Genomic DNA, 24,959 nt, shown 5'->3' on the forward strand with positions numbered 1-24,959 from the left:
CCATCGGCGACGACGTGCAGATCGGCACCAGCGTGCAGCTGCTCACGCCGACCCACCCGGTGGACCCGGAGACGCGCCGGGCCAAGTGGGAGGCCGCCCGGCCGATCGTCATCGGCGACAACGTGTGGCTCGGCAGCGGCGCGATCGTCCTGGCCGGGGTCACCATCGGGGAGAACACCGTGGTCGGCGCCGGCGCGGTGGTCACCCGCGACCTGCCGGCGAACGTCGTCGCGGCCGGCAGTCCGGCCCGGGTGATCCGCGTCATCGAGGCCGGTTCCGAGGAGATCGAGGCCGCGTCCGATGAGTGAGCCCACCGAAGCCACCGAAGCCACCGAAGCCACCACGGCCGGCGCGACCCCCGCGCCGAGGCGGTCCCGGCGGCACGACCCGCATCGCCGCGACCGGCTGATCGACGCCGCCCTGAGCGTGATCGCCGAGCGTGGGGTGGCCGGCACTACACACCGGGAGATCGCCCGGGCGGCGGACGTGCCGCTGGGGTCGATGACCTACCACTTCGCCGGCCTCGACGAGGTTCTCGTGGAGGCGTTCACCCGGCACGCCGCGTCGATGGCCGCGGTCTTCGATCGGCGGCTGGTCGCGGCCACCGATCGCGACGAGGCCATCGAAGCGGTGATCACCCTGGTCAGCGAGGACGTGTTCGGCTCGTCCCGCGACCTCGTGCTCACCGTGGAGCTGTACGCGGCGGCGGCGCGCAATCCCGCGTTGCGCACCGTCACGCAGGCGTGGATGGAGCGCAGCCGGCGAGCCCTCGAACGCCACTTCGACCCGGTCACCGCCCGCGAGGTCGACGCCCTGATCGAGGGTCTGACCCTGCACAACTCGTTGTCGACCCGCCCGATGACCGCGCCGGAGATCCACGACGCGGTCGAGCGTTACCTGCGCTGACCCGTCGGCGCCCCGGCTCCTCCACTCCTGATCATCGCGACCCGTTCCGGGGGTTCACCTTGTCCACGTCCACCATGGCCGCGCCGTCCCGGCAGGCCCGCCGGGCCCGCGGCGCCGTTGCCGCCCTGTTCCTCACCAACGGCGCCGTGTTCTTCAACATCGTCCCCCGCTACCCGCAGATCAAGGACGACCTTGACGTCAGCAACGCCGTGCTCGGCACCGCCATCGCCGGGTACTCGATCGGCGCGCTGGTGGCCGGCCTGCACGCCGGCGCCGCCATCCGCCGGTTCCGGTCGGCCCGGGTGGCGGCGTTCGGGATCGTCACCACGGCCATCGCCACGCTGGCCATCCCGATCGCGCCGCACTGGGTCGCGTTCGGGGCCGTGCTGGTCGTCGTGGGCGCCCTCGACGCGGTGGTCGACGTGGCGCAGAACGCCCACGGCCTGCGTGTGCAGCGTCTGTACGGCCGGTCCATCCTCAACTCCCTGCACGGGTGTGGAGCATCGGCGCCGTGATCGGTGGCCTGATGGGCTCGGCCGCCGCCGGCCTCGGCATCCCGCTCGCCGTCCACCTCGGCATCTCGGCCGTGACCTGGAGCATGGTCGCGCTGGTGGCCTACCGGTTCCTGCTGCCGGGTCCGGAGGACGCCGAACGGGCAGCCGAACCCCAGGACCACACCGCCGCGCCGGCCCGGACCAACAATTGGCGTACGTGGGGGCGCCCCGCGGTGCGGATGCTCGCCGCGCTGAGCGCCCTGGCCGCGTTCGGCGCCCTGGTCGAGGACTCCGGCGCCTCGTGGGGTGCGCTCTACCTGACCGGCCTGCACGCCGGCGCCGCCGTCGCCGGCCTGGCCGTGGTGGTCTTCCAGATCGCCATGACGGCGGGCCGCCTCGCCGGCGATCGCGTCGTGGACCGTTTCGGTCAGCGTACGGTCGCGCGCGCCGGGGCGGCGCTCGCCGCGGCCGGCATGGGCGCCGCCCTGGCCGTGCCGTCGGTCGGTACGGCGCTGGCCGGGTTCGCCTTCGCCGGCCTCGGGTTCGCCACGCTCGTGCCCGCCGCCATGCACGCCGCCGACGAGCTGCCGGGAATCCCGCACGGCACCGGCTTGACCATCGTCAGCTGGCTGTTGCGGGTCGGGTTCCTGCTGTCGCCACCGCTGGTCGGGTTCGTCGCCGACCTCACCAGCCTGCGCGTCGGCCTGCTCACGGTGGTCGTGGCCGGCGTCGCCACGGTCTTCCTCGCCCGGGTCTTCGCCAACCGCCCCGCCTGACCTCGTCGCCGGCCCGGCTGGCCAGGCGGTAACGCTGGGTGATGGTGAACGGCAATGTGTCAGACAAGCCTAAGCCGGGCCCGTGACCTGCGTAAACGTGCGGTCGAAGGCCGGGGACAAGTTTCGAGAACATTGCCGACGAGTGTTGTGCGACACATTCAACTCGTGTTTACTGCGATGCAACACGAGTTGAACGGAGACGCGATGCCTCGGATCATCCTTGACATGGACCTGGCGATGGGGGCCCCGGGCTCCGACATCGACGACGGTTTCGCCTTGGCTCTGGCCCACGCCGACCCCGGGATCGAGCTCGAACTCCTCACCACGGTCAACGGCAACACCGACGTCGAGAGCGCCACCATCCTGACCGGCGAGCTCGTCCAGCGCCTCGGCATCAAGGACGTCCCGATCATCAAGGGGGCGGCCGCCGCCCTCACCCGGCCCGGCGTCGTCCGCGTGCCGGCCGACCACGTCACCGCCCGGCGCGACCGCGTCCCCGCGGCCACACCCGGCTACGCCGCGGCCGCGATCGCCGAGCTCATCATGGCCAACCCGGGCGAGATCACCCTCGTCGCGATCGGGCCGCTCACCAACGTCGCGGCCGCTCTGAACCTCGAGCCGCGGCTGGCGTCCACGGTCAAGGAGATCGTGATCATGGGCGGGATCTTCTTCGGGACGATGACCGACCGCAGCCTGCCCGGCGAGTTCAACGTCTGGATGGACCCCGAGGCGGCGCAGGCCGTCCTGCGCTCCGGCGCCCCGCAGCGCTGGGTCGGGCTGGACGTCACGATGCAGGTCCGGCTCACCCGGGAGCACGCCGCGCAGATGCTCGCCGCCGAGACCCCGTTCGCCCCCTTCGCCGGCGAGTTCACCATCGCCTGGATCGACTACCTCAAGCAGCGCTACCCCGGCAGCGCCATCGACGCCGACTCCTGCGCGATGCACGACCCGCTCGCCGTCGCCGTGCTCACCCACCCGGAGATCTGCGAGTTCCGCGAGGTCGCCGTCTCGATCATCACCGGTGAGGGCGAGGCCCGCGGCGTGATGATCACCGACCGGCGGGAGGGTCAGGACCCGCCGCCGGCCAACTGCCGCGTCGCGGTCGGGGTCAACCCCGGCGCTTTCACCGATCACTTCATGGGCTTGATCAAAGATCTCTGAGGACCACGGATTTACGGAAGGCGCAATCATGAGTGTCCATCTGACCCGGCGCCGGCTGGTCTCCGGCCTGGCCGCGGCGACCGCCGCGGCGCTGCTGCTCACCGCCTGTGGCGGCGACGACACCGCGACCGGTGGCGGTTCCGGCTGGTCGTTGCCGAGCACCGATCCCACCGCCACGATCAAGGTCGTCAGCATTCTCGACCTGAAGACCGCCAACATGCAGTCGGTCATCGACGCCTTCCAGAAGGCGCACCCCACCATCAAGATCGACTATCAGTCGGTGCCCTTCGACAACCTGAACAGCACGCTCGACTCGCGGATCGCCAACAAGGGCGGCGACCCGGACGTCTACTGGGCCGACCAGCCCCGCGTCTCGGCCCTCGCCTCGCGCGGCATGGCCGAGGACCTCACCAAGGCCTTCGCCGGCGCCAAGGACCAGTTCGACCCCACGGCGTACGACGCGGGCGTCTACCAGGACAAACTGTGGGCGCTCCCGATCGCGAACTCGACCCAGCTGCTCTACTACAACAAGGCGCTGCTCAAGAAGGCCGGCCTGGCTGAGCCGCCGGCCTCGACCGGCCAGCGGATGACCTGGGAGAAGCTGACCCAGGACGCGGCCAAGGCCAAGGCCGCGGGCGCCAAGTACGGCTTCCTGTTCGGCCAGTTCGACCGCTACTACCAGCTGGAGCCGCTGCCGGTGCAGCTGGGCGGAACGGTCGGGGCGTCCGGCGACGGCAACCTGACCCCGGACTTCACCTCCGAGCAGTGGGTCAAGGCCTTCACCTGGTACGGCGACCTGTTCAAGCAGGGCGTCGCGCCGAAGGGGATGAAGTCCGAGGAGACCGACCCCGCGTTCGTGGCCGGCCAGGCGGCGTACATCGTCGAGGGTCCGTGGCTCATTCCTCAGCTGGGCGCGTCCAAGGTGGACTGGGGCGTCGCCCCGCAACCGGTGTTCGAGGGCGGCAAGCCGGCCACCCCGACGGGTTCCTGGTCGCTGGCGATGAACCCGTTCAGCAAGAACAAGGAGGCCGCCGCGATCTTCCTCAAGTGGATGACGATCGACGAGGGCGGCGGCTACATCAAGTACCGGTCCGACCCCGAGCTCGCCGCCGGCCCGGTGGGCAAGAAGATCTACCTCGACAAGTCGGTCTTCTCCTCGCCGGAGGGCAAGAAGGCGGCCACGATCATCGACTTCGAGACCGCGAACACGGCGGTCAACCGGGTGCAGACGATCGGCTACATCGAGTTCGAGACGATCCTGAACCAGGCGTTCGCCGACATCCGCAACGGCGCCGACCCGAAGACCGCGCTGGACAGCGCGCAGACGCAGCTGACGACCGCCTGGAAGAAGTACAAGTAATGGCGTTGCCCGTCACCACCAAGCCCGCCGCCGCCAACCGGCGGCGGCGGGCCGGTCGCCGGCAGGAGATGCTCTGGGCCGTGGTGTTCCTGGCCCCGGCGGTCGTGGCGCTGGCCGTCCTGCGGGTGGTGCCGACCGTCGGAGCGATCGTGGACAGCCTCTACAAGGCGTTCCCGGGCGGCATCATCGAGGCCACGTTCACCGGGCTGGGCAACTACCGGTCGCTGTTCTCCGACCCCGCGTTCGTCGACACGATCCTTCGTACCCTGGTCTTCAACGTCATCATCAACCCGCTGCAGATCGCCATCGCCCTGATGCTGGCGGTGCTGTTCATCCAGAAGATCCCGCTGGCCGGCGTCTGGCGCACGCTGGTCTTCGTGCCGGTGACCGTACCCATCGTCGGCTCGGCCATCGCCTGGGGCGCCGCCCTCAACCCGAACGGGCCGGTCAACGCGCTGATCAGCGCGGTCGGCGGTGACCCGCAGCCGTTCCTCACCTCGCCGTCGCAGGCCCTGGCCTGCATCATCGTGCTGGCCAGCTGGATCGGCATCGGCTACTGGATGATGTTCCTGATCTCCGGCCTGCAGGCGATCCCGGAGGAGCTGTACGACGCGGCGAAGGTCGACCGGGCCGGCCCGATCCGGACCTTCTTCAGCATCACCATCCCGATGCTCAAGCGCCCGCTGCTGTTCGTGCTGGTCGCCGACACGGTCGCCAACTTCGTGCTGTTCGTCCCGGTGCAGCTGCTCACCCAGGGCGGCCCGCAGGCCAGCACCACGCTGCTGATGTTCGACGCGTACCGGACGACGTACGGGTACGGCAGCCGCAACCTCGGCGCGGCCGAGGTCGTGATCCTCACCGCGATCATGATCTTCTTCGTCCTGCTGCAGTTCCGGCTGCTGCGTGAGGAGAAGACGCCGCGATGACCGTGACTCCGGCCAAGCTCGCTCCGACCGGCCGGCCCCCGGCGCCGGCCGCGCCCGTACGCAAGAAGCGCACGCCGATCTCCCGGGTGATCCTGACCGCGGTGGCCGTCGTGCTCGGCATGGCGTTCGTGCTGCCCGCGCTGTGGATCCTCATCGGGTCGTTCCGCCCGACCCTGGAGATCCTCACCACGATGTCGCCGCTGAGCTGGCATCTGATCATCCCGTCCGAGTGGACGCTGGACAACTATGTCCGGCTGCTGCTCGACTCGGGCTTCGCGCGGGCGCTGCTGAACTCGTTCATCGTCTGCATCGCCTCGGTGCTGTTCGGCCTGATCATGTCGTCGATGGCGGCGTACGCGCTGGCGGTCTTCCAGTTCCCCGGCCGCAACCTCATCTTCGCGATCATCGTGATCAGCTTCATGGTGCCGTTCGAGGCCATCGCCATCCCGCTGGCCCAGCAGTTCACCGACTGGGGCCTGGGCAACTCGCTGATCGGGCTGATCCTGCCCGGCATCGGCAACGGGCTGGCCATCTTCAACCTGCGGCAGTACTTCCTCGGCATCCCGGACTCGTACCGGGAGGCCGCGATGCTCGACGGCGCCTCGGAGCCGCGCATCCTGTTCTCGCTCTACATGCGACTCAGCGGGCCCGCGCTGACCAACTCGGCCCTGCTGATCTTCATCGGCCAGTGGACCGCGTTCCTGTGGCCGCTGCTCATCGTCAGTGACAACCGTCAGCAACTCGCGCCGGTCGCGCTCGCCGGTACGTTCGGTGAGCACGCGGCCGACTACGGGCAGAACTTCGCCGGAACCATCGTGCTCACCCTGGTTCCCGCGATCAGTATGTTCGTGCTCCAGCGGTTCTTCGGACGGCTATCGATCGGAAGTGGGGAGAAGTGAACAACGATCGCGGCGCGGCCGGAATCATCGTTGTCGGCTCGGCCAACCAGGACTACATCGTCCGGGTGCCGGTGCCCGCCGGCCCCGGCGAGACGGTGCTGGCCAGCGGCCTGCTCCGGCAGCCCGGCGGCAAGGGCGCCAACCAGGCCGTGGCCATGGCGCGGCTGCGCGGGGACGTCAGCTTCGTCGGCTCGGTCGGCGACGACGCCGACGGCGCGCAACTGATCCGTGAGCTGCGCTCGGAAGGCGTCGACACCACCAACGTGGAGATCATCAGCCGCGGCCGTACCGGTCTGGCGCTGGTTCTGGTGTACGACTCGGGCGAGAACTCGATCACCGTGGTGCCCGGCACCAACTTCGCCCTCACCGCCGATCGGGTCACCCGCACGGTCGGCCGGATCATCGCGGAGACCGGGGCGGCGACGATGGTGGCCCAGGCCGAGGTGCTGCCCGAGATCATCACCGCGGCCATCAGCGCGGCCGCGGGCGCCGGCGCCCGGGTGATCCTGAACCTGGCGCCCTACCAGCGCGTCGATCCCGAGCTCCTGGCCCGGTGCGACCCGCTGGTGGTCAACGAGGCCGAGGCCAGCGGGCTGCTCGGCTGGGAGGTGCGCGGCGCGGCCGCCGCCCAGCGCGCGGTCGGGCAGCTCCGGCACCGGACCCGCTCGGTGGTGGTCACGGTCGGTGCCGAGGGCGCCTGCTGGGCCGACGCCGAGAACGACGGCCACGTGCCGGCGCCGGTCCCGTCCGCGGTGGTCGACACCACCGGCGCCGGCGACGCCTTCGTCGGTGCGCTGGCCGTGCGGCTGGCGGCGGGCGCGGGCCTCGAGGAGGCGGTGACGATCGGCGTACGGGCCGGCACGTTCGCCGTGCAGAGCCCCGGCGCGCAGTCGTCGTATCCTTCTCCGGCGGACATCGGGCTCGAGTCCGCCGAAGGCCAGGTCGTGACGGGCGTGTGACGGACGGCGGCGACGGGGAGGTCCGGGCGTGGCGGTAACTCGATCGGATGTGGCGCGGGCCGCCGGGGTCTCGCCGGCCGTGGTCAGCTACGTGCTCAACAACGGTCCCCGCCCCGTCGCCACCACCACCCGGGCTCGGGTCCTGGCTGCGATCGACCAGCTGGGCTACCGGCCCAACGCGATCGCCAGCGCGCTGCGTGGCGGCAGCACCCAGACCATCGGGTTGCTCACGCCCAACCGCAGCAACCCGTTCTACGGTTCGCTGGCCGAGGCGATCGAGCGGGCCCTGGGCGAACAGGGCTATCTGACCCTGACCGGCAGCACCTACGGCTACCGCGCCAGCGAGGAGCGCCTGCTCCAGACGTTCGTCGACCGCAAGGCCGACGGCCTGATCATCACCTCGGGGGTGGCGCTGGCCGGGGGAGTGGAGCTGGCCGAGCTCGAGCAGCCGGTGCTGCTGCTGGAGCAGCGCTCCGACCCGGACGACCGGATCTCCACCATCAGCACCGAGGACGAACGCGACGCCGCCCGCGCGGTCGACCACCTGCAGATCCACGGTCACGAGCTGATCGGCTGCATCACCGGTCCGCCGCACGTCAGCACGGACGGCCTGCGGCTGGAGGGCTGGCGGGCGCAGCAGCGGCGGGCCGGCCGGCCCGCCGGCGACGGGCTGGTCGCCTTCGCCGAGGTCAGCGAGGGCGGCGGCTACCAGGCGGCCGGCCTGCTGCTGAGCCGCCACGGCCGGCCGTGGACGCTGTACGGCCGCCGCCCGTCGGCCCTGTTCGTCGCCTCGGACGTGCAGGCCATCGGCGTGCTGCACGCGTGCTGGGAGCTCGGCCTGCGGGTGCCGGACGACGTCGCGGTGGTGTCGATGGGCGGCACGGGCGCCGCGCGCTACACGATTCCCCCGCTGACCAGCATGCGGCAGGACGTCGAGTACCTGGCCCGGACGGCGTGCGCGCAGCTCCTGGCGGAGATCCGCCGCCCGGGCACCGCGGCGGCGCACGTGCGCCTCACCGGCAACCTGGTCGTCGGCCGGACCTGCGGTTGTGAGCGCGTCGGCCGGGCCGCGGACTGACGGTCCGGCCGGGGTTACGGAGCGAATTCGGTGGATGGTTCGGTGGCGTAGTTCTTCCAGATCGGCGTCATGGTCTCGCGGTTCATCGGCTGCCCGGAATCGACCAGGTTCTTGATCTCGCGGAAGTAGTGCACGTACAGATCCGGGGTGAAGGTGGTCAGCATGACCGCCGGGTCGTCGGTCGCGTTGCCGAAGGTGTGCGGTACGCCCGGCGGAACCGTGACCCAGCTGCCCGCGCCGACGTCGTAGTTGTCGGTGCCGATGGTGAACCGCACGGTGCCCGAGAGGATGTAGAAGCCCTCGTCGTGCTTGGCGTGGCGATGTTGCGGCGGGCCGGAGGTGTGCGGGGCGAGGGGGAGGATGCCGATGCCCAGGCGGTGATCGGTGTTGCTGCCGTCCTCGAGGATCCGGATCTGCAGCGCCCCGCTGGCGATGATCTCGCCCTCGTCGGGGCCGACGATCGATACAGCGGCCATGAAGAGCCTCCTGAAGTCGTGATTGCAGCTTGTGAAGTCACCGTACACCCATGACTTCACAAGCTGCAATCGCTAGGCTCGGGGAATGCCGCGATGGAAACCGGACGCAGTCGAGCGCCTCCATGGCGCCGCCCTGGAGCTCTTCGACGAGCAGGGGTTCGAGCGCACGACGGTCGCCGAGATCGCCCAGCGGGCCGGGCTCACCCAGCGGACGTTCTTCAACCACTTCGCCGACAAGCGCGAGGTGCTGTTCGGGTTGAGCTCCGAGATCCAGCAGGAGGTCATCCGGGAGATCGCGGCCGGCGACGAAGATCTGCCACCGCTCGACGCGGTCGTGCGCGCGTTGGAGATCGCGGCCGACACGATGTTCGAGGACCGCCGGGCCGCGGTGACGCGCCGGCACGCGATCCTGGCCGCCAACCCCGAGCTGCAGGAGCGCGAACTGCGCAAGAACGCCGTCCTCGCCGAGGCCATCGCCGCCGTGCTCCGCGAGCGGGGTTGTGATCCGGAGACCGCGCTGTTCGCCACCGGCGCCGCCATGCTCGCGCAGCAGGCGGCGTTCCAGAAATGGACGCGGCCGGGCGAGACGCGAACCCTGCGCGACCTCCTGTCGGAGGCGGTGCGGTCGCTGCGCACGACCGTCAGCAGGTAGGAACCGGCCGGCCGGCGCGGGTCAGTCGGCCACCACCAGGGCCTGCGGGGCGGCCTGCTTCATCCGGGTCCGCAACCAGGTGAGCTGCAACGTGGTCTCGCCCTCGCAGGCGGTCACGACCTCGACCAGGTCGCGGTCGCGGGCGCCCCGCGCGGCCTGCCCGACCACCGTCCAGCACACCTCGCACTCGACGGCCATCAGGTAGAGGTCGTGCAGGTCGCGCAGCAGGCCGATCCCGCCGGTGCGGGTGCCGCGGAACAGGTCGGAGTGCAACCGTTCCGGCTCGTCGGGAGCGTCCTCGGCGTACCGCCGGGCGAACGGTTCCAGCCGCGCGGCGTGGTCGTCGCATCGCTCGGCCTGTTGCCGGCAGAGGTGGTCGATGTCCGGTTCGTCGCCGTGGGCGCCGGCCACCTCCCGGAAGGCGTCGGCCAGCGTGAGCTGGGCGCGGTGCAGCAGCCCGAGGTAGTGGGCGAGGTGCATGGGATCACTCCTCCGGTCCGGCGATCTTCGCGATCCGGACCGCCGCGACCTTGAAGATCGGCTGCTTGGACACCGGGTCCCAGGCGGTCACGGTCAGCTCGTTGGCGGCGCGGGGCCGGCGGTCGTCCGGTGCGACGTCGAAGTAGCCGTAGTGGAAGGGCACGAACACCACCCCGGGCCGGATGCCGCCGATCCGGGCGCGGGCCTCGATGCCACCTCGCGGGGAAGCGATGCCGACCAGATCGCCGTCGGCGATGTCCTGCCGCGCTGCGTCGTCGGGGTGAAGTTCCACCCACACGTCCGGCGCCGCGGCGTTGAGCTCGGGGGCCCGGCCGGTCTTGGTGCGGGTGTGGAACTGGTAGACGGTACGCCCGGTGCTGAGCAGCAGCGGGAACTCCTCGGACGGCACCTCGGGCGACGGCCGGTAGTCGGCGGCGTGCAGGAACGCGCGCCCGGCCGGCTGCTTCGCGCGGTACTGCTCGGCGGTGAACTCGGCGCCGGTGGTGAGATCCTGCCCGTACGTCTCGCTGCGGTCCGGGTCGGTGTTGAACACGCCGTCGGAGTAGAGTCGCTCGCCGCCCCACTGGATGCCGCCACCGCGCAGCCGTTCGTAGGTGATGGAGCTGTAGTCGCAGGGCCGCCCGGCCGAGCAGCGCTTCCACGCCTCGAACGCCTCCTCCGGCGTGGACCAGCCGATCAGCGGCTCGCCGTCACGGTCGCGGAAGTCCATCCGCCGCGCGTAGTCCAGGAAGATGTCCAGGTCGGGGCGGGCGTCGCCGGGCGGGTCGACCGCCTTCTCGCTCAGGTGCACCGTGCGGTCCACGTTGGTGAAGGTGCCGGTCTTCTCGCCCCAGGTCGCGGCCGGCAGCACCACGTCGGCGTACTCGGCCGTCTCGGTGCGGAACAGGTCCTGCACCACCACGAACAGGTCCGGCCGGGCCAGGATGCGGCGGATCCGGGCCAGATCGGGCAGCGACACCGCCGGATTCGTGGCGCTGATCCACAGCAGCTTGATCGAACCCTGCTCGGCGTACCGCCAGATCTGCATCGCGTGGGTCGGCGGGGACCAGTGCGGGATCGTCATCTCGTCGACGTTCCACAGCTCGGCCAGCTCGCGGACGTGGTCGGGATTCCCCCAGTTGCGCAGGCCGGGCAGGTCGCCGTCGGCGCCGGTCTCGCGGGTGTTCTGCGCGGTGGGCTGCCCGTTCATCTGGTAGACGCCGGCGCCCGGCCGGCCGATCGCGCCGCGCAGCAGGTGCAGGTTGTTGACCTGACAGGCCGCCGCGGTCGCCTGGTTGGACTGGTAGAAACCCTGCAGCACGGTGGACAACAGACGGTCGGCGGTGCCGAGCAGTTCGGCCGCGCGTTCCACGTCGGCGGCCTTCACGTCGCAGATTTCGGCGACCCGATCGACCGGGTACGCGTGCACCACCCGCGCGAGCTCGTCGAAGCCGATCGTGTGCTCGGCGACGTACCGTTCGTCGTACCAGCCGCGCGCGATGATCTCCCGCAGCAGGCCGTTCATCAACGCCTGGTTGGTTCCGGTACGCACCGGCAGATGCAGATCGGCCTCGCGGGCCACCGGGGTCGACCGCGGATCGACGGCCAGCATCGCCGGCGGATTCGGTCCCCGGCGGCGGTCCAGCATCCGCATCCACAGCACGGTCTGCGTCTCGGCCACGTTGTGACCCCACAGCGCGATCGCGTCGCAGTGATCGACGTCGGCGTACGAGCCCGGCTGCCCGTCGGTTCCGAAGCTGGCCTTCAACGCGGACGCCGCGGTGGCGGTGCACAGCCGGGTGTTGCCGTCCATGTGCGGGGTGCCGATGCCGGCCTTGCCGAGCACGCCGAGCGTGTAGTACTCCTCCAGGAACAGCTGACCGCTGGTGTAGAAGCCGAAATGGCCCCAGCCACCCGGGCCGTCCAGCAGCTCGCGCGAGCGCCGCACGAGCCGGTCCATCGCGGTGTCCCAGTCGGTCTCGACGAGCCGTCCGTTGTCGCGCACCAGCGGCCGGGTCAGCCGGTCGGGACTGTGGTTGGCCTGCCAGCCGTACAGGTCCTTGGGCCCGAGCCGGCCGCGGTTGACCCGGTCGCCGGGCCGGCCGCGCACGCCCACGATGCGCTCGTCCTTGACCGCGATGTCCATCGCGTCACCGTTCGAGTGCAGGATCGAGGCGGACTGGACCCAGCGGTCCACGTCCGGCTCCTGAACCCCGTCCGCCAGGTGCGTGTCCACCCGGGCCGGCCAGGCGTCCCCCGGCCCGTACGGCGTCCGCTCGCCCCAGGGATCGGCGATCCGGTCGGTCATGACGTACTCCTTCCCGCTCCGCCTCGATCCACACCGGCATCCCCCGGCTCGGCCTGATGGAACCTCAGGGACTCGAAAATTTTGGAGGCAGGAATCAAGAGCGCTCCGCTGGGTACGCGACCAGCTACCACCGATTGGGAGGAGAGCCATGACCACCGCACGCGAGATCATGAGCCCCGACGTCACCTGCGTGGGCGAGAACGAGACCCTGGCCGACGCCAGCCGGAAGATGGCCGACCTGGATGTCGGGTCGCTGCCCATCTGCGGCGAGGACGACCGGCTCAAGGGCATGATCACCGACCGCGACATCGTCATCAAGGCGATCGCCCAGGGCCGCGACCCGGCGCAGGTCACGGCGGGCGAGCTGGCCCAGGGCAAGCCGGTCACGGTCGGCGCCGACGACGACGTCGCCGAGGTGCTGAGCACCATGTCCGGCCATCAGGTACGCCGGCTCCCGGTGATCGACGGGCACCGGCTGATCGGCATCGTCGCCATCGCCGACGTGGCCAAGGCGCTGCCGGACCGCCCGGTCGGCGACCTGATCGACGCCGTCACCCGGTAGTCGTCCGGCCAGGCGTTCCCCTCGAGGAGGCACCGCATTGTCGTCCAGGGCACCCGGGCAGCCGGGCACACCCCTCCGCCAACGCATCGTCACCCTGGCCGGCCGCGTGGACGACGACTCGCGCATCGGGGCCGACCTGGTCGACATCGCGGTGCTCAGCACCGGACGGGTCGCCGCCGTCAGCTACGCGTCGGTGACCAGCGGATATCAGGGCGCCTACGCGACGGTGGCGGCGAGCAACGAGATCGCCGTCGCCGTCGACGCGGCCCAGTACACCGACAACGCCGGTCCGTGCCTCGAGGCGCTGACCGGGAACGAGCCGGTCGCGGTTCCCGACATCGCCGCCACCATGGCCTGGCCCGCCTTCCGCGAGGTCGCCTTCGGGCTGGGGCTACGGTCCTCGTTGTCCATCCCGCTGTTCGCCGGTCAGGGCACGACGATAGCCGCCCTGAACCTGTACGCCCACGACCCGGACGCGATGAAGGTTCTGACCACGGCCGTGTGGGCGGTGTTCGACACGGACACACCGGTGGACCGGAGGGTCGACGGCCTCGACGCCGGCGGGAACGAACTGGTCGCCGGCCTGGCCGGCGCCCTCACGGTCCGCGCACGGATCCAGCAGGCCATCGGACTGCTGATGTCCCGGTCCGGGGGCAGCCTGGCGCACGCGTTCACCGCCTTGTGCGTGCACGCCGCGGAGACGGATTCCACCCTGACGGAAACGGCGACCCGCCTGATCGACGACAACCTCCGGTGACGGGAGGCTTGAACTTCGCGATCACCGGGAATATTCGGGGGGTGTCTTTGGAAACCGCTTCCCGTCCGCCGGACGCCGCGGACGACATCCAGCACTGGGTGCTGGACAACTTCGCCGAGCTGCGTCGACTGCGGGCCGGCCTGTTCGAGGCCCTGAACGGCGAGCCGATGCCGCCCGACGGCAAGCTGGACGACGTGCCGGAACAGGTGGCGATCGTCGCCACCGAACTGGCGACCAACGCCATCCGGCACGGACGGCCGCCCACCCGCGTCTCCCTGCGCCGGACCGAACACACCTTCGTGCTCGACGTGGCCGATGAGGATCCCGGCACGGTTCCCGAGCTCGCCGGGCCGCGGAAGCCCGGGAAGGGCGGCCTGGGCCTGCACATCGTGGGTGAGCTGGCCGAAGCCGTCGGCTGGTACTCCGACGGCACGAGCAAGCACGTCTGGGCCGAGTTCCGCATCCCGCCGGCGTGACGGCCGGGCGAGCCCGCGATGTCGTCCGGAAGATCTCGTAGGGTGCATGCATGACATCGACGCAGGAGGGGCTCTGGCTCGGCGCGCTGACCGGCGTGCTGGAACGCTCACACCTGTGGAAGCCCGATGAGCTGGCGCCGGCGGTGGCCACCGCCCTGGCGCCATTGGGCCTCCGGACGACGATCTACCTGGTCGACGACGAGCAGCGCGCCCTCCGGCCCGTCCCGACCCGTGACCGGCCCTCGGGCGATCCGTTGCCGCTCGAGGGCACCGCCGCCGGCCAGGCCTTTCGCATGGTGCGGACGCAGCCGGCCGGCGACACGGGCTGGTGGGTGCCGATGGTCAACGGCACGGATCGCCTCGGGGTGATCGAGTTCACCTTCCCCGGCGGGCCGGACGCCGGCGACGAGGTGCTGCGCCGGCGGTGCGAGACGATGGCGGGCCTGGTCGGTCACCTGGTCACGGTGACCGCCCCCAAGGGCGACTTCCTGCTGCGGGCGCGCCGGGCCCGGCCGATGTCGGCCAGCGCCGAACTGCTCGACCGGATGCTGCCGCCGTTGACGGCCAGTTGCGAGCGGCTGACGATCAGCGCGATCCTCGAGCCACGCTACGACGTCGGTGGCGACGGCTTCGACTACGCCATCGACGGATCGACCGCCTGGATGTCGGTCTTCGACGGGGTGGGGCACGGGTTGCCCGCCGGGCTGGCGTACACCGTCGCGGTGGTGGCGATCCGGGCCGCCCGGCGGGCCGGCGGTGACCTCGCGGCGCAGGTCGCGGCGGCCGACGCGGCGCTGCTGGAGCAGTTCGGGGCCGAAGCCCGGTTCGTCACCGCGATCGTGGCCGAGCTGAACATGGACACCGGCTCCCTGCGGTACGTCAACGCCGGGCATCCGGCCCCGCTGCTGCTGCGCGACGGCAAGTTCGTGATGGAACTACCCGGCCGGCGCCGTACGCCGCTCGGGGTGCCCCCCGTCCGGGTGGCGACCGGGCACGTCCGCCTGCATCCGAACGACTGGCTGCTGTTCTACACCGACGGCATCACCGAGGCGCGGAACCGGAAGCAGGAGATGTTCGGGACCGGCCGGCTCATCGAGCACGCCGAACGGCACGCCGCGGCCGGGCTGTCCGCGCCGGAAACGTTGCGGCAACTGGCGCATGCGGTCGCCGAGTTCCACGAGGGTTCCGCGGAGGACGACGCCACCCTGCTGCTCGCCGGCCTGCGCTCCTCCGACGATTCGTTCAGGTAGCCGGGCCGTCCCGAAATAGGACGGGTCGGCCGCCGCCGTGCAGCCATTCTGACGCTGAGTGATCTGGATCCATCGGACGGCACCTGCGTGAATTGCTTATTCTGGCGGCCCGCGGCCGGTCTATACGCTTAACCCGCCGTCCTCTATTCGCGTTTGCAACCATTGACATCGTTAAATGGCTATGTAGGCTGTCGAATGTCAACATGATTACCGGTGGATGGGTTGTATGCGGATTCCTTTCATGCACGTAGCGCTCCGGCGGCGACTGGCCACGACGACGGCGATCGGGGTGATGACGCTCGCGTTCGTGGCGGTGCAAGCACCGGCCGAGGCGGCGGCCGGGTCGCCGGTGGTGGGCGTGGATTCCGGCCGCTGCCTGGACGTCGTCGCCCAGTCCCAGGCGGACAACGCCAGGCTGAACCTCTACGACTGCGTCGGCCAGGCCAATCAGGCCTGGACGCTGACGTCGGCCGGTGAGCTGCGGGTGTACGACCAGCCGAAGTGCTTGGACGTCGCCGGTCAGGACACCACCGCCCCCGCGGTCGTGCAGATCTACCGCTGCACCGGCAACGCCAACCAGAAATGGCGGCTCAACTCCGACGGCAGCATCACCGGCGTGCAGTCCGGCCTCTGCCTGGACGTCACGGGCGGCAACACGGCCAACGGCGCCGAGGTCGGGATGTGGACGTGCAACGGGCAGGGCAACCAGAAATGGCGGACGACCGGGGGAGACACCCAGCCGCCGAGTGTGCCCGGCAATCCGCGGGTGAGTGATCTGGTCTGTGACGCGGTGACGTTCGCGTGGAACGCCTCGACCGACAACGTCGGGGTGGCCTTCTACGACATCTTCCACGACGGGCAGCTGATGAAGTCGGTCAGCGGAACCACGCTCTCCACCAGCCTGACCGTGGTCGCCGGGGCGACCTGGGGTCTCTACGTCAACGCCCGGGACGCCGCGGGCAACGTGTCCCAGGCCAGCACCACCGTGTCGATCACCCCGCCGCACTGCCAGGACGACGACGAGCCCCCCACCGCGCCGGCCGGGCTGACCGGCTCGGCGTCCGGGACCACCGTCACGTTGAACTGGACCGCGGCCACCGACAACATCGGCGTGCGGGCCTACGACATCTTCCGGGACAACGCCAAGGTCGGCACGATCACCGGAACCGCCACCACCCCGCCGGCCACGTCGTTCATCGACAGTGCGCTGACGGCCAGAACGGCCTACTCCTACTACGTGGTTGCCCGGGACGCGCAGGCCAACACGTCCCCGCGCAGCAACAGCGTCACGGTGACCACCGGGGCGGCGTGCGGCAGCTCGGTCTGCGGGGTCACCCAGATCGCCACCGAGACGGACCTGCCGTGGGGCCTGGTCACGCTGGCTGACGGGACCATCCTCTACACCCGCCGCGACGCCCACGACATCATCCGGCTCAACCCGGCGACCGGGGCCAAGACCATCCTCGGCACGGTCCCGAACGTGCAGAACACCGACGGCGAGGGCGGCCTGCTCGGCCTGGCCGTCTCCGCCGACTTCGCCAACGACCACTGGCTCTACATCATGCACACCTCGCCGAGCGACAACCGCATCGTCCGGATCCGGCTCGACGGCGACACCCTGAACACCGGCACCGAGCAGATCCTGATCTCCGGCATCCTGCGCAACAAGTACCACGACGGCGGCCGGCTGCGGTTCGGACCGGACGGCAAGCTCTACGCCAGCACCGGCGACGCGCAGAACGGCGCCAACGCCCAGAACCTGAACAACCTCAACGGCAAGGTGCTTCGACTGAACACGGACGGCTCGGTCCCCTCGGACAACCCGTTCGGCAACTACATCTGGAGCTACGGCCACCGCAACCCGCAGGGGCTGGCCTTCGACTCGCAGGGCCGGCTCTGGGAGCAGGAGTTCGGCGACGGCATCATGGACGAGACGAACCTGATCACCAAGGGCGGCAACTACGGCTGGCCGGCCTGTGAGGGCACCAGCGGCACCTGCGGCACGGCCGGGTTCCTCGCGCCCAAACACACGTACCCGACCAGTGAGGGCTCGTGCTCCGGCATCGCGATCGTCCGCGACGTGCTCTATGTGGCCTGCCAGCGCGGCACCCGGATGTACCGCGAGGTGATCAGCGGCACCAGCCTGATCGACGTGCAGACCTACTTCAACGGCACCTACGGCCGGCTGCGCACCGTGGAGCCCGCCCCCGGCGGCGGCCTCTGGCTGACCACCAGCAACGCGGGTGACAAGGACAGCACCCCGAACAACAGTGACGAGAAGATCTTCCGCGTGACGCTCGGCACCTGACCGCACATCGATCGGCGAACGACCGGGAGGCGAACGTGCAGATCAACCGTCGTGACCTGTTGGCGATCGGCGCGGCCGGCGTCGGGGCCGCGGGGTTGTCCGCGGTCGGGTTGGGGTTCGGTTCGCCGGCCCGGGCGGCGCTCGCCGGCCCGGTGACCGAGACGATGACGCTGACCGGAACCGACGCCGACCACACCGTCGACTGGGACTTCCAGGTCACCGCCGGGCGCCGCAGCGGGGAGTGGAGCACGATTCCCACTCCGTCGAACTGGGAGTGCCAGGGATTCGGCAGCTACAACTACGGGTCCGCCCTGGTCCCGGACGAGCGGGGCAACTACCGGCACACCTTCACCCCGCCGGCCTCGTGGGCCGGGCGACGGATCCACCTGGTCTTCGAGGCCGCCATGACCGACACCGAGGTGTGGGTCAACGGCGCCTCGGCCGGGCCGCGGCACCGCGGCGGCTTCTACGAGTTCCGGTACGACGTGACCGCGCTGCTCCGGCTGGGCCAGGCCAACCTGCTGGAGGCCACGGTCAGCAAGGAGTCCTCCGACAACTCGGTCAACGACGCCGAGCGTCGCGGCGACTACTGGAACTTCGGCGGGATCTTCCGGCCGGTCTCGTTGCGCGCCGTCCCGGCCGTTCACATCGACCGGGTGGCGGTCGACGCACGGGCCGACGGCGCCTTCGCCGCCGACGTGCTGCTGGGCGGTGTCACCGCCGCCGGGCGGGTGACCGGCCAGATCAGGCGGCTGGACGGCACCGCGGTCGGCGCGGCCTTCTCGGTCGCCGTCCCGGCCGGCGCCACCCGGGCGACGCTGACGACGGCGGTGGACACACCGTTGCTGTGGACCGCCGAGACCCCGAACCTCTACCAGGTCGAGATCTCGGTGGTCACCGGCTCCGGCCCGCCGCTGCACACCGTCGGCACCCGGTTCGGCTTCCGCACGGTCGAGGTCCGCGCCGGGGACGGCATCTACGTCAACGGCCGCCGGGTGGTGCTCAAGGGCGCCAACCGGCACACCTTCTGGCCGACCCTGGGCCGGGCCTCCAGTCCCCGGATCGCGCGGCTGGACATCGGGCTGATGAAGGACATGAACATGAACGCCGTCCGGATGTCGCACTACCCGCCCGACCCGTACTTCCTCGACCTGTGCGACGAGCTGGGCCTGTACGTTCTCGACGAGCTCGCCGGCTGGCAGAAGCGCTACGACGAGGGGGTGGGCGCGCCGTTGGTCGAAGCGCTGGTGAGCCGTGATGTCAACCATCCCTCCGTCGTGTTCTGGGACAACGGCAACGAGGGCGGATGGAACGTCGGGCTCGACGACGACTTCGTCCAGCACGACCCGCAGAAGCGCACCGTCCTGCACCCGTGGACCACGTTCAACAACGTCGACACCAGCCACTACCAGTCGTACGACAGCACGGTCGGCAAGGCGGCCGGCGGCACCGTGTTCATGCCCACCGAGTTCCTGCACGGCCTCTACGACGGTGGCGCCGGCGCCGGTCTGAACGACTACTGGCGGGTGATGGGCGGCGGGCAGCGGTCGGCCGGCGGGTTCATCTGGGCGCTGTTCGACGAGAGTGTGGTGCGCGACGACCGCGGCGGCGCCCTCGACACCTTCGGGAATCGGGCGCCCGACGGCATCCTCGGCCCGTTCCGGGAGAAGGAGGCCAGCTTCTTCACGATCCGCGACATCTGGTCCCCGATCCAGCTCAACAACCCGGGCTACTACGCCTCGACCTTCCCGGCGTCGTTCGACCAGACCGTCAAGATCGTGAACCGGTACGCCTTCACCGATGTCGGCCAGTGCCGGTTCCACTGGCAGCTGGTGACCTTTGCGGCGCCCGGAGCCGGCGCCGGGCACACCGTCACCGCGCAGGGCAGTCTGGCCGGCCCGGCCATCGCCCCGGGCGCCGTCGGCTCGTTGCGGCTGGACCTTCCGGCCGACTGGAACGATTCCGACGCGCTGATGCTGAGCGCGACGGATCCCACCGGACGCGCCGTCGTCGGCTGGACCTGGCGGATCAAGAAGGCGGCCGACTTCGCCCGGCGGCTGGTGGTCCCGGCCGCCGGCAGCGTGACCGCCGTCGAGGATGCCACCGGCATCACCATGACCTCCGGCCCGACCGCCGTCACCATCGGCAAGGCGAACGGACGGGTGACCGGGGTGCGGCAGGCCGGCATGCCGATATCGCTGACCAACGGTCCGGCGCCGGCTGACGGCTCGTCGACCTTCGGCGGCCTGACCCATTTCCAGGACGGCACGGCGTGGGTGGTCGAGGCGACCTACACCGGTGATCTGAGCACCGTGCGGTGGCGGTTGGACGCCAACGGCTGGCTCCAGCTCGAATACCGTTACCGCCGGACCGGCAACCACAGCTATTTCGGCGTCGGCTTCGACTACCCGGAGGCGAACGTCCGGGGCCTGACCTGGCTGGGCGACGGGCCGCACCGGGTCTACAAGAACCGGCTGCGGGGCGTGTCGACCGACGTCTGGACCAAGCAGTACAACAACACGGCCACCGGTTCCAGCGGGTTCCAGTACCCGGAGTTCAAGGGCTACCACGCCCGTACCTGCTGGGCGGCGCTGAGCACCACCGAGGGCACCATCACGATGGTCGCCGCCGAGGACGGTCTCTTCCTGCGCCTGTTCACGCCCGCGGTCGGGCCCGACCCGATCACCGCCACGGCGCCGTACCCGTCGAAGGGCCTGTCGTTCCTGGACGGTATCGCGCCCATCGGGAACAAGTTCCACAGCGCCGGAGCGCTGGGTCCCGAGAGTCAGCCGAACGTCGCCACCGGCGATTATCACCGCACCGTCTATTTCCGCTTCGGCGCCTGATCACCACCGGCCGCACGCCTCGGGGGGACTCGGCCATCCAGGGACGAGCTGTGCCTGTTTGCGGTGTGCCGGTCATCGCAGACTGTCGGCATGACGATATCGCTCCTGATCGGCCCGGCCGACAACACTGTTTCGATCACCGTCCAGCAGCGGACCTCGGCGGCGCCGGGTGACGCTTTCCGAGTGATCGCCCCGATCGACCTGCCCAGCGTCTTCCGCCCGGTGGCGCCATTTCCCGGCATCACCAGCGTGGCCAATCAGACCGAAGCCTGGGATCACCCCGGCCCGACCAGAAATCCTCAGTTCGACGACGGATCGCAAGCCGACGAACAATTGACCGAATACACCGAAGGTTCGAGTTTCGCGTACCAGCTGACGGGGTTCACGAACGTCCTTTCCCGCCTCGCGAGCGGCGTTCGAGGCGAATGGAACTTCAACCCCGACGGGCCGGGCACGCTGATCCGGTGGACCTACGAGTTCAAGCCGCTTCCCGGCCGCCGCTGGGTTCTCGCCGGCCCGTTCACGCCGCTCTGGCGCCGCTACATGGTCGCCGCCCTCGCGCGGTGCGTGCGCGCGGCCGAACAGCGGACGAGCGTCGTGTAGGCGGGCCGGCCGGGGCGGCTCGATTTCGCCCGCAGTGAACGCCGGAAGAGGGCCGGCGCCTTCGGGGTTGAGCGGCACATACTCAACTTTCGGAGGTTCGGGATGAGCGGCAAGCGTCTCCCCGTGTTGTTTCTCGACGGCATCGTCCTGCTGCCCGGCATGGTCGTCCCGGTCGAGCTGGATGAAGCGGCTCAGGCCGCCGTCGACGCGGCCCGCACCTCAGCGGGCTCCGAGCTGTTGATCGCTCCGCGGCTCGAGGACAGGTACGCGTCCCACGGCGTCGTGGCGAGCGTCCAACAGGTCGGCAAGTCCCGTGGCGGATCGGCGGCGGCCATGCTGCGTACGGGCGTCCGCGCCCGGATCGGCGGCGGCGTGACCGGCCCGGGCGCGGCGCTGTGGGTCGAGGTCGAACCGGTCGAGGCCGGCGCGCCGAGCGACCGCGACCGCGAGCTGGCGGCCGAGTACAAGGAGCTGCTGGTCTCGGTCCTGCAGCGCCGGGAGGCCTGGCAGGTCATCGAATCGGTCAGCGCGATCGACGACCCCGGCGACCTGGCGGACACCGCGGGCTGGGCTCCTTACCTGGACAGCGACCGCAAGCGGGAACTGCTGGAGACGCCCGACGTCCAGGCCCGTCTCCGGTTGCTGATCGAATGGACCCGGGACTTCCTCGCCGAGTCCGAGGTCAGCGACAAGATCGAGCACGACGTCCGCGAGTCGGTCGAGAAGCGCAACCGGGAATACCTGCTGCGCGAGCAGCTCAAGGCCATCCGCAAGGAACTCGGTGCGGACGAGGCCGAGGGCACCGACGACTACCGCGCCCGCGTCGAGGCGGCCGACCTGCCCGAGGCGGTCCGTGAGGTGGCGCTGCGCGAGGTCGGCAAACTGGAGCGCGCCGGCGACCAGAACCCGGAGGCGGGCTGGATCCGCACCTGGCTCGACACCGTCCTGGACCTGCCCTGGAACGTCCGCACCGCGGACAACACCGACCTGAGCGCCGCCCGGGCGGTGCTCGACGCCGATCATCACGGGCTGGATGAGGTGAAGGAGCGCATCGTCGAATACCTCGGCGTCCGCGCCCGGCGGGAGTCCCGTGGCCTGGCGGTTGTCGGTGGCCGTGGGTCCGGCGCGGTGATCCTGCTGGCCGGGCCGCCCGGAGTCGGCAAGACGTCGCTGGGCGAGTCGGTCGCCCGTACGCTCGGGCGCAAGTTCGTCCGGGTCGCCCTCGGTGGCGTCCGCGACGAGGCGGAGATCCGTGGCCACCGCCGGACCTATGTCGGTGCGCTGCCCGGGCGGATCGTGCGGGCCATCCGGGAGTCCGGCTCGATGAACCCGGTCGTCCTGCTCGACGAGGTCGACAAGGTGGGCAGCGACTACCGCGGCGACCCGGCCGCGGCGCTGCTGGAGGTGCTGGACCCGGCCCAGAACCACACCTTCCGCGATCACTACCTCGACCTCGACCTGGACCTGTCCGACGTGGTGTTCATCGCGACCGCGAACGTGCTCGACACGATCCCGCAGGCGCTGTTCGACCGGATGGAGCTCATCTCGATCGACGGGTACACCGAGAGCGACAAGGTGGCCATCGCGCGCGACTTCCTGGTGCCCCGGCAGCTGGAGCGGGCCGCGCTGTCGGCCGGCGAGGTCACCGTCACCGAGGACGCGCTCCGTGAGATCGCCGCGAACTACACCCGGGAGGCCGGCGTACGGTCGATGGAGCGGCTGCTGGCCAAGGCGTTCCGCCGGGCCGCGCTGGGCGACCTGCCCGCCACCGTCGACGCCGCCGACCTCACCAGCCTGATCGGCCGGCCCCGGTTCACTCCGGAATCGGCCGAGCGCACCGCCATCCCCGGCGTGGCTACCGGCCTGGCGGTGACCGGCATGGGTGGTGACGTCCTCTACATCGAGGCGTCCCTGCTGCCCGGCGACAAAGGCGGCCTGTCGGTCACCGGCCAGCTCGGCGACGTGATGAAGGAATCGGCGCAGATCGCGCTGTCCTACGTCCGGGCCCACGCCGAGGAGCTGGGCATCTCCCCGGAGCAGCTGGACCACCCGATCCATCTGCACGTGCCCGCGGGCGCGGTGCCCAAGGACGGGCCCTCGGCCGGTGTCACGATGACCACCGCGCTGGTCTCGCTGCTGCTCGGCCGCAACGTCCGCGCCGAGGTCGGCATGACCGGCGAGGTGTCGCTGACCGGCCGGGTCCTGCCCATCGGCGGTGTCAAGCAGAAGCTGCTCGCCGCTCAGCGGGCCGGGCTCACCGAGGTCTACCTGCCACGGCGCAACGAACCCGACCTCGACGACGTCCCCGCCGACGTGCTGGCGGCACTGACGGTGCACGTCGTCTCCGACGTCCGGGAGGTGTTGAACGCCGCCCTGGAGCCGGTGTCCACCACGACGATGGTGGGCTGAGCGCTCCGCCGTGCTCGAAGTGCGTCGCCGGGTCCGGCGACGCACTTCGAATTCTAAGCAAGTACGATCATGCGGGTGAGTGATCCGAGGCCCGGCCTCAACGCCGACCAGCTTGGTGCGTACTTCGCCCTGATGGAGGTCAGCAGCCTTCTTCAGTACGCGGTCGACGAGCATCTGCGAGCCGCCGGCGATCTGAGCTACGTGCAGTTCCAGATCCTGGCCCGGCTGGCCGACGCGCCGGACGGCCGGCTCCGGATGACCGATCTGGCCGACGGCATCGTCTACAGCCGCAGCGGGCTCACCTATCAGGCCGGCCTGCTGGCCAAGCGTGGCCTGGTCGTCCGTTCGCCGTCGCCGGACGACGAGCGGAGCGTGATCGTGTCGGTCACCGACGCCGGCCGCGCCCTGGTCGCCCACGTGCTGCCCGGCCACGTCGACGACGTCCGGCGGCTGCTGTTCGAACCGATGGCCGAGGGGGACCTCGCCGCGCTCAGCACCGTTCTCGGCCGCGTCCGCGAACACATGCGCGCCACCCCGCCACGGTCAGCCCGGCCCCGCGCGGGACGTAATCGACCCGGCTGACGGGTCGATGCCGTCCCGCGTCGGGGGCCGAGACGGGTCAGACGAACACGCTGCGATAGGTGGCGGCCAGCTCGGCGGCTCGGCGGCGCTGCTCGGTGACCTGTTCGTCGGACAGGTGCGGTGGTGGTGCGTCCCAGCCGTCGACGGCGGTGCCGATGCGCAGGAAGTATTCGTCCTGGCCGGCCGGGGTGCACATGCAGTGCATGCGGGCCGGTGCGCCGGAGACGTTGCGGAAGAAGTGCGGCGCGTTGGCCGGGATGTTGACCGTGGACCCGGCCCGCACGGTGTGCTTCTCGCCGCGGAAGGTGAACTCGATCTCGCCCTCGAGGACGGTGAACATCTCCTCGAAGTCGTGCCGGTGCGGCGGCGGGCCGCCACCGTCGGGCACGCGCATGTCGATGAGGCAGTACCGGCCGCCGGTCTGCTCGCCGGTGATCAGCAGGGCGTACGTGTTGCCCACCAGAGACACGAACTTCGTGGCCGGGTTGTCGTGATCGGCCACGGTCAGCGAACGGGTGGGGTCGTCATCGGGAATAGTCGTCATGCTGCGAGTCTGGGTGAGCTCGCCGGGCGCATCCAGGCACAGGTGAACCCCGGATGACTCGCCTCCCGGTGGAGCGACCGCGGGGACCTATGTCGCCGGCGACAGCGGGGGAACGGCGATGCTGGTCGGCCAGGTCGCCGACCATCG

Annotated in this window: 24 protein-coding genes; 20 read left to right on the plus strand and 4 right to left on the minus strand. The window is 70.5% G+C overall.

From position 1 onward, the window contains the following. The first annotated feature begins 14 nt into the window (after positions 1 to 14). From AB0O15_RS33855 to AB0O15_RS33900, 10 genes are all read left to right on the plus strand, one after another. Positions 15 to 308 (plus strand): DapH/DapD/GlmU-related protein, encoded by a 294-nt coding sequence (locus tag AB0O15_RS33855; protein WP_364327181.1) that lies wholly within the window; start codon positions 15 to 17, stop codon positions 306 to 308. Beyond that, positions 301 to 906: a TetR family transcriptional regulator gene (locus AB0O15_RS33860; protein ID WP_364327184.1), complete on the plus strand. Its 606-nt coding sequence runs from the start codon at positions 301 to 303 to the stop codon at positions 904 to 906. The genes AB0O15_RS33855 and AB0O15_RS33860 overlap by 8 nt, the downstream gene beginning before the upstream one ends. A 59-nt stretch (positions 907 to 965) precedes the next feature. Then, complete coding sequence (locus AB0O15_RS33865; RefSeq protein WP_364327186.1) at positions 966 to 1,421, plus strand: MFS transporter; 456 nt, start codon at positions 966 to 968, stop codon at positions 1,419 to 1,421. Continuing rightward, entirely contained in the window at positions 1,418 to 2,176 is a 759-nt protein-coding gene (locus tag AB0O15_RS33870; protein WP_364327189.1) for an MFS transporter, read from the plus strand. Before AB0O15_RS33865 ends, AB0O15_RS33870 begins: the two co-directional genes overlap by 4 nt. A 225-nt stretch (positions 2,177 to 2,401) precedes the next feature. Further along, entirely contained in the window at positions 2,402 to 3,337 is a 936-nt protein-coding gene (locus AB0O15_RS33875) for a nucleoside hydrolase (RefSeq protein WP_364327192.1), read from the plus strand. Positions 3,338 to 3,365: 28 nt separating this feature from the next. Beyond that, on the plus strand, positions 3,366 to 4,697 hold the full coding sequence (locus tag AB0O15_RS33880; protein ID WP_364327195.1) for a sugar ABC transporter substrate-binding protein: 1,332 nt from the start codon (positions 3,366 to 3,368) through the stop codon (positions 4,695 to 4,697). Further along, a complete protein-coding gene (locus tag AB0O15_RS33885; protein WP_364327198.1) occupies positions 4,697 to 5,623 on the plus strand; it encodes a sugar ABC transporter permease in 927 nt (308 codons plus the stop codon). Before AB0O15_RS33880 ends, AB0O15_RS33885 begins: the two co-directional genes overlap by 1 nt. Beyond that, positions 5,620 to 6,522 carry a carbohydrate ABC transporter permease gene (locus tag AB0O15_RS33890; RefSeq protein ID WP_364327201.1) on the plus strand — a complete coding sequence of 301 codons (903 nt, stop codon included), beginning with the start codon at positions 5,620 to 5,622 and terminating at the stop codon, positions 6,520 to 6,522. Before AB0O15_RS33885 ends, AB0O15_RS33890 begins: the two co-directional genes overlap by 4 nt. Next, positions 6,519 to 7,481: a ribokinase gene (locus AB0O15_RS33895; protein ID WP_364327204.1), complete on the plus strand. Its 963-nt coding sequence runs from the start codon at positions 6,519 to 6,521 to the stop codon at positions 7,479 to 7,481. Before AB0O15_RS33890 ends, AB0O15_RS33895 begins: the two co-directional genes overlap by 4 nt. A gap of 28 nt (positions 7,482 to 7,509) precedes the next feature. Then, complete coding sequence (locus tag AB0O15_RS33900; RefSeq protein ID WP_364327207.1) at positions 7,510 to 8,559, plus strand: LacI family DNA-binding transcriptional regulator; 1,050 nt, start codon at positions 7,510 to 7,512, stop codon at positions 8,557 to 8,559. A gap of 14 nt (positions 8,560 to 8,573) precedes the next feature. Here the strand turns inward: AB0O15_RS33900 and AB0O15_RS33905 are convergent, their stop codons facing one another. Beyond that, a complete protein-coding gene (locus AB0O15_RS33905; RefSeq protein WP_364327210.1) occupies positions 8,574 to 9,035 on the minus strand; it encodes a cupin domain-containing protein in 462 nt (153 codons plus the stop codon). Positions 9,036 to 9,120: 85 nt separating this feature from the next. On the opposite strand from AB0O15_RS33905, the gene AB0O15_RS33910 reads away from it, so the two are divergent. Continuing rightward, positions 9,121 to 9,687, plus strand: a complete 567-nt coding sequence (locus AB0O15_RS33910) for a TetR family transcriptional regulator (RefSeq protein ID WP_364327213.1) — start codon at positions 9,121 to 9,123, stop codon at positions 9,685 to 9,687. A 21-nt stretch (positions 9,688 to 9,708) separates the two neighbouring features. Here AB0O15_RS33910 and AB0O15_RS33915 read toward each other — a convergent pair whose 3' ends face one another. Together AB0O15_RS33915 and AB0O15_RS33920 are read right to left on the minus strand one after the other, a co-directional pair. After that, positions 9,709 to 10,167: a hypothetical protein gene (locus tag AB0O15_RS33915; RefSeq protein WP_364327216.1), complete on the minus strand. Its 459-nt coding sequence runs from the start codon at positions 10,165 to 10,167 to the stop codon at positions 9,709 to 9,711. Positions 10,168 to 10,171: 4 nt separating this feature from the next. Then, complete coding sequence (locus tag AB0O15_RS33920) at positions 10,172 to 12,475, minus strand: nitrate reductase (protein WP_364327219.1); 2,304 nt, start codon at positions 12,473 to 12,475, stop codon at positions 10,172 to 10,174. Positions 12,476 to 12,623: 148 nt separating this feature from the next. On the opposite strand from AB0O15_RS33920, the gene AB0O15_RS33925 reads away from it, so the two are divergent. The 9 genes from AB0O15_RS33925 (at position 12,624) to AB0O15_RS33965 (ending at position 24,268) form a co-directional block, all read left to right on the plus strand. Then, positions 12,624 to 13,037 (plus strand): CBS domain-containing protein, encoded by a 414-nt coding sequence (locus AB0O15_RS33925; protein ID WP_364327222.1) that lies wholly within the window; start codon positions 12,624 to 12,626, stop codon positions 13,035 to 13,037. A gap of 37 nt (positions 13,038 to 13,074) precedes the next feature. Further along, the gene (locus AB0O15_RS33930; protein WP_364327225.1) at positions 13,075 to 13,794 is read left to right on the plus strand and encodes a GAF and ANTAR domain-containing protein; all 720 of its coding nucleotides are present in this window, start codon (positions 13,075 to 13,077) and stop codon (positions 13,792 to 13,794) included. 41 nt (positions 13,795 to 13,835) lie between these two features. Next, complete coding sequence (locus AB0O15_RS33935) at positions 13,836 to 14,270, plus strand: ATP-binding protein (protein WP_364327228.1); 435 nt, start codon at positions 13,836 to 13,838, stop codon at positions 14,268 to 14,270. 50 nt (positions 14,271 to 14,320) lie between these two features. After that, positions 14,321 to 15,520: a PP2C family protein-serine/threonine phosphatase gene (locus AB0O15_RS33940; protein ID WP_364327231.1), complete on the plus strand. Its 1,200-nt coding sequence runs from the start codon at positions 14,321 to 14,323 to the stop codon at positions 15,518 to 15,520. A gap of 241 nt (positions 15,521 to 15,761) precedes the next feature. Then, entirely contained in the window at positions 15,762 to 17,828 is a 2,067-nt protein-coding gene (locus AB0O15_RS33945) for a PQQ-dependent sugar dehydrogenase (RefSeq protein ID WP_364327234.1), read from the plus strand. 35 nt (positions 17,829 to 17,863) lie between these two features. After that, complete coding sequence (locus AB0O15_RS33950) at positions 17,864 to 20,674, plus strand: glycoside hydrolase family 2 TIM barrel-domain containing protein (protein ID WP_364327237.1); 2,811 nt, start codon at positions 17,864 to 17,866, stop codon at positions 20,672 to 20,674. A gap of 90 nt (positions 20,675 to 20,764) precedes the next feature. Beyond that, the gene (locus AB0O15_RS33955) at positions 20,765 to 21,277 is read left to right on the plus strand and encodes an SRPBCC family protein (RefSeq protein ID WP_364327304.1); all 513 of its coding nucleotides are present in this window, start codon (positions 20,765 to 20,767) and stop codon (positions 21,275 to 21,277) included. A 102-nt stretch (positions 21,278 to 21,379) separates the two neighbouring features. Further along, the gene (gene lon, locus AB0O15_RS33960; protein ID WP_364327240.1) at positions 21,380 to 23,686 is read left to right on the plus strand and encodes an endopeptidase La; all 2,307 of its coding nucleotides are present in this window, start codon (positions 21,380 to 21,382) and stop codon (positions 23,684 to 23,686) included. Between the two features lie 75 nt (positions 23,687 to 23,761). Beyond that, positions 23,762 to 24,268, plus strand: a complete 507-nt coding sequence (locus tag AB0O15_RS33965; protein WP_364327243.1) for a MarR family transcriptional regulator — start codon at positions 23,762 to 23,764, stop codon at positions 24,266 to 24,268. Positions 24,269 to 24,305: 37 nt separating this feature from the next. Here the strand turns inward: AB0O15_RS33965 and AB0O15_RS33970 are convergent, their stop codons facing one another. Continuing rightward, the gene (locus AB0O15_RS33970) at positions 24,306 to 24,812 is read right to left on the minus strand and encodes a cupin domain-containing protein (RefSeq protein WP_364327246.1); all 507 of its coding nucleotides are present in this window, start codon (positions 24,810 to 24,812) and stop codon (positions 24,306 to 24,308) included. Between the last annotated feature and the right edge of the window lie 147 nt (positions 24,813 to 24,959).

It is taken from the genome of Actinoplanes sp. NPDC089786 (assembly GCF_040684855.1).
Taxonomy (GTDB): Bacteria; Actinomycetota; Actinomycetes; order Mycobacteriales; family Micromonosporaceae; genus Actinoplanes.

Bases quoted from the DNA above. Each gene is read 5' to 3' on its own strand.
- AB0O15_RS33860 (WP_364327184.1), top strand. From the start codon at position 301: ATGAGTGAGCCCACCGAAGCCACCGAAGCCACCGAAGCCACCACGGCC.
- AB0O15_RS33875 (WP_364327192.1), top strand. From the start codon at position 2,402: ATGGACCTGGCGATGGGGGCCCCGGGCTCCGACATCGACGACGGTTTC.
- AB0O15_RS33880 (WP_364327195.1), top strand. From the start codon at position 3,366: ATGAGTGTCCATCTGACCCGGCGCCGGCTGGTCTCCGGCCTGGCCGCG.
- AB0O15_RS33885 (WP_364327198.1), top strand. From the start codon at position 4,697: ATGGCGTTGCCCGTCACCACCAAGCCCGCCGCCGCCAACCGGCGGCGG.
- AB0O15_RS33890 (WP_364327201.1), top strand. From the start codon at position 5,620: ATGACCGTGACTCCGGCCAAGCTCGCTCCGACCGGCCGGCCCCCGGCG.
- AB0O15_RS33905 (WP_364327210.1), bottom strand. From the start codon at position 9,035: ATGGCCGCTGTATCGATCGTCGGCCCCGACGAGGGCGAGATCATCGCC.
- AB0O15_RS33910 (WP_364327213.1), top strand. From the start codon at position 9,121: ATGCCGCGATGGAAACCGGACGCAGTCGAGCGCCTCCATGGCGCCGCC.
- AB0O15_RS33915 (WP_364327216.1), bottom strand. From the start codon at position 10,167: ATGCACCTCGCCCACTACCTCGGGCTGCTGCACCGCGCCCAGCTCACG.
- AB0O15_RS33920 (WP_364327219.1), bottom strand. From the start codon at position 12,475: ATGACCGACCGGATCGCCGATCCCTGGGGCGAGCGGACGCCGTACGGG.
- AB0O15_RS33925 (WP_364327222.1), top strand. From the start codon at position 12,624: ATGACCACCGCACGCGAGATCATGAGCCCCGACGTCACCTGCGTGGGC.
- AB0O15_RS33940 (WP_364327231.1), top strand. From the start codon at position 14,321: ATGACATCGACGCAGGAGGGGCTCTGGCTCGGCGCGCTGACCGGCGTG.
- AB0O15_RS33945 (WP_364327234.1), top strand. From the start codon at position 15,762: ATGCACGTAGCGCTCCGGCGGCGACTGGCCACGACGACGGCGATCGGG.
- AB0O15_RS33955 (WP_364327304.1), top strand. From the start codon at position 20,765: ATGACGATATCGCTCCTGATCGGCCCGGCCGACAACACTGTTTCGATC.
- lon (WP_364327240.1), top strand. From the start codon at position 21,380: ATGAGCGGCAAGCGTCTCCCCGTGTTGTTTCTCGACGGCATCGTCCTG.
- AB0O15_RS33970 (WP_364327246.1), bottom strand. From the start codon at position 24,812: ATGACGACTATTCCCGATGACGACCCCACCCGTTCGCTGACCGTGGCC.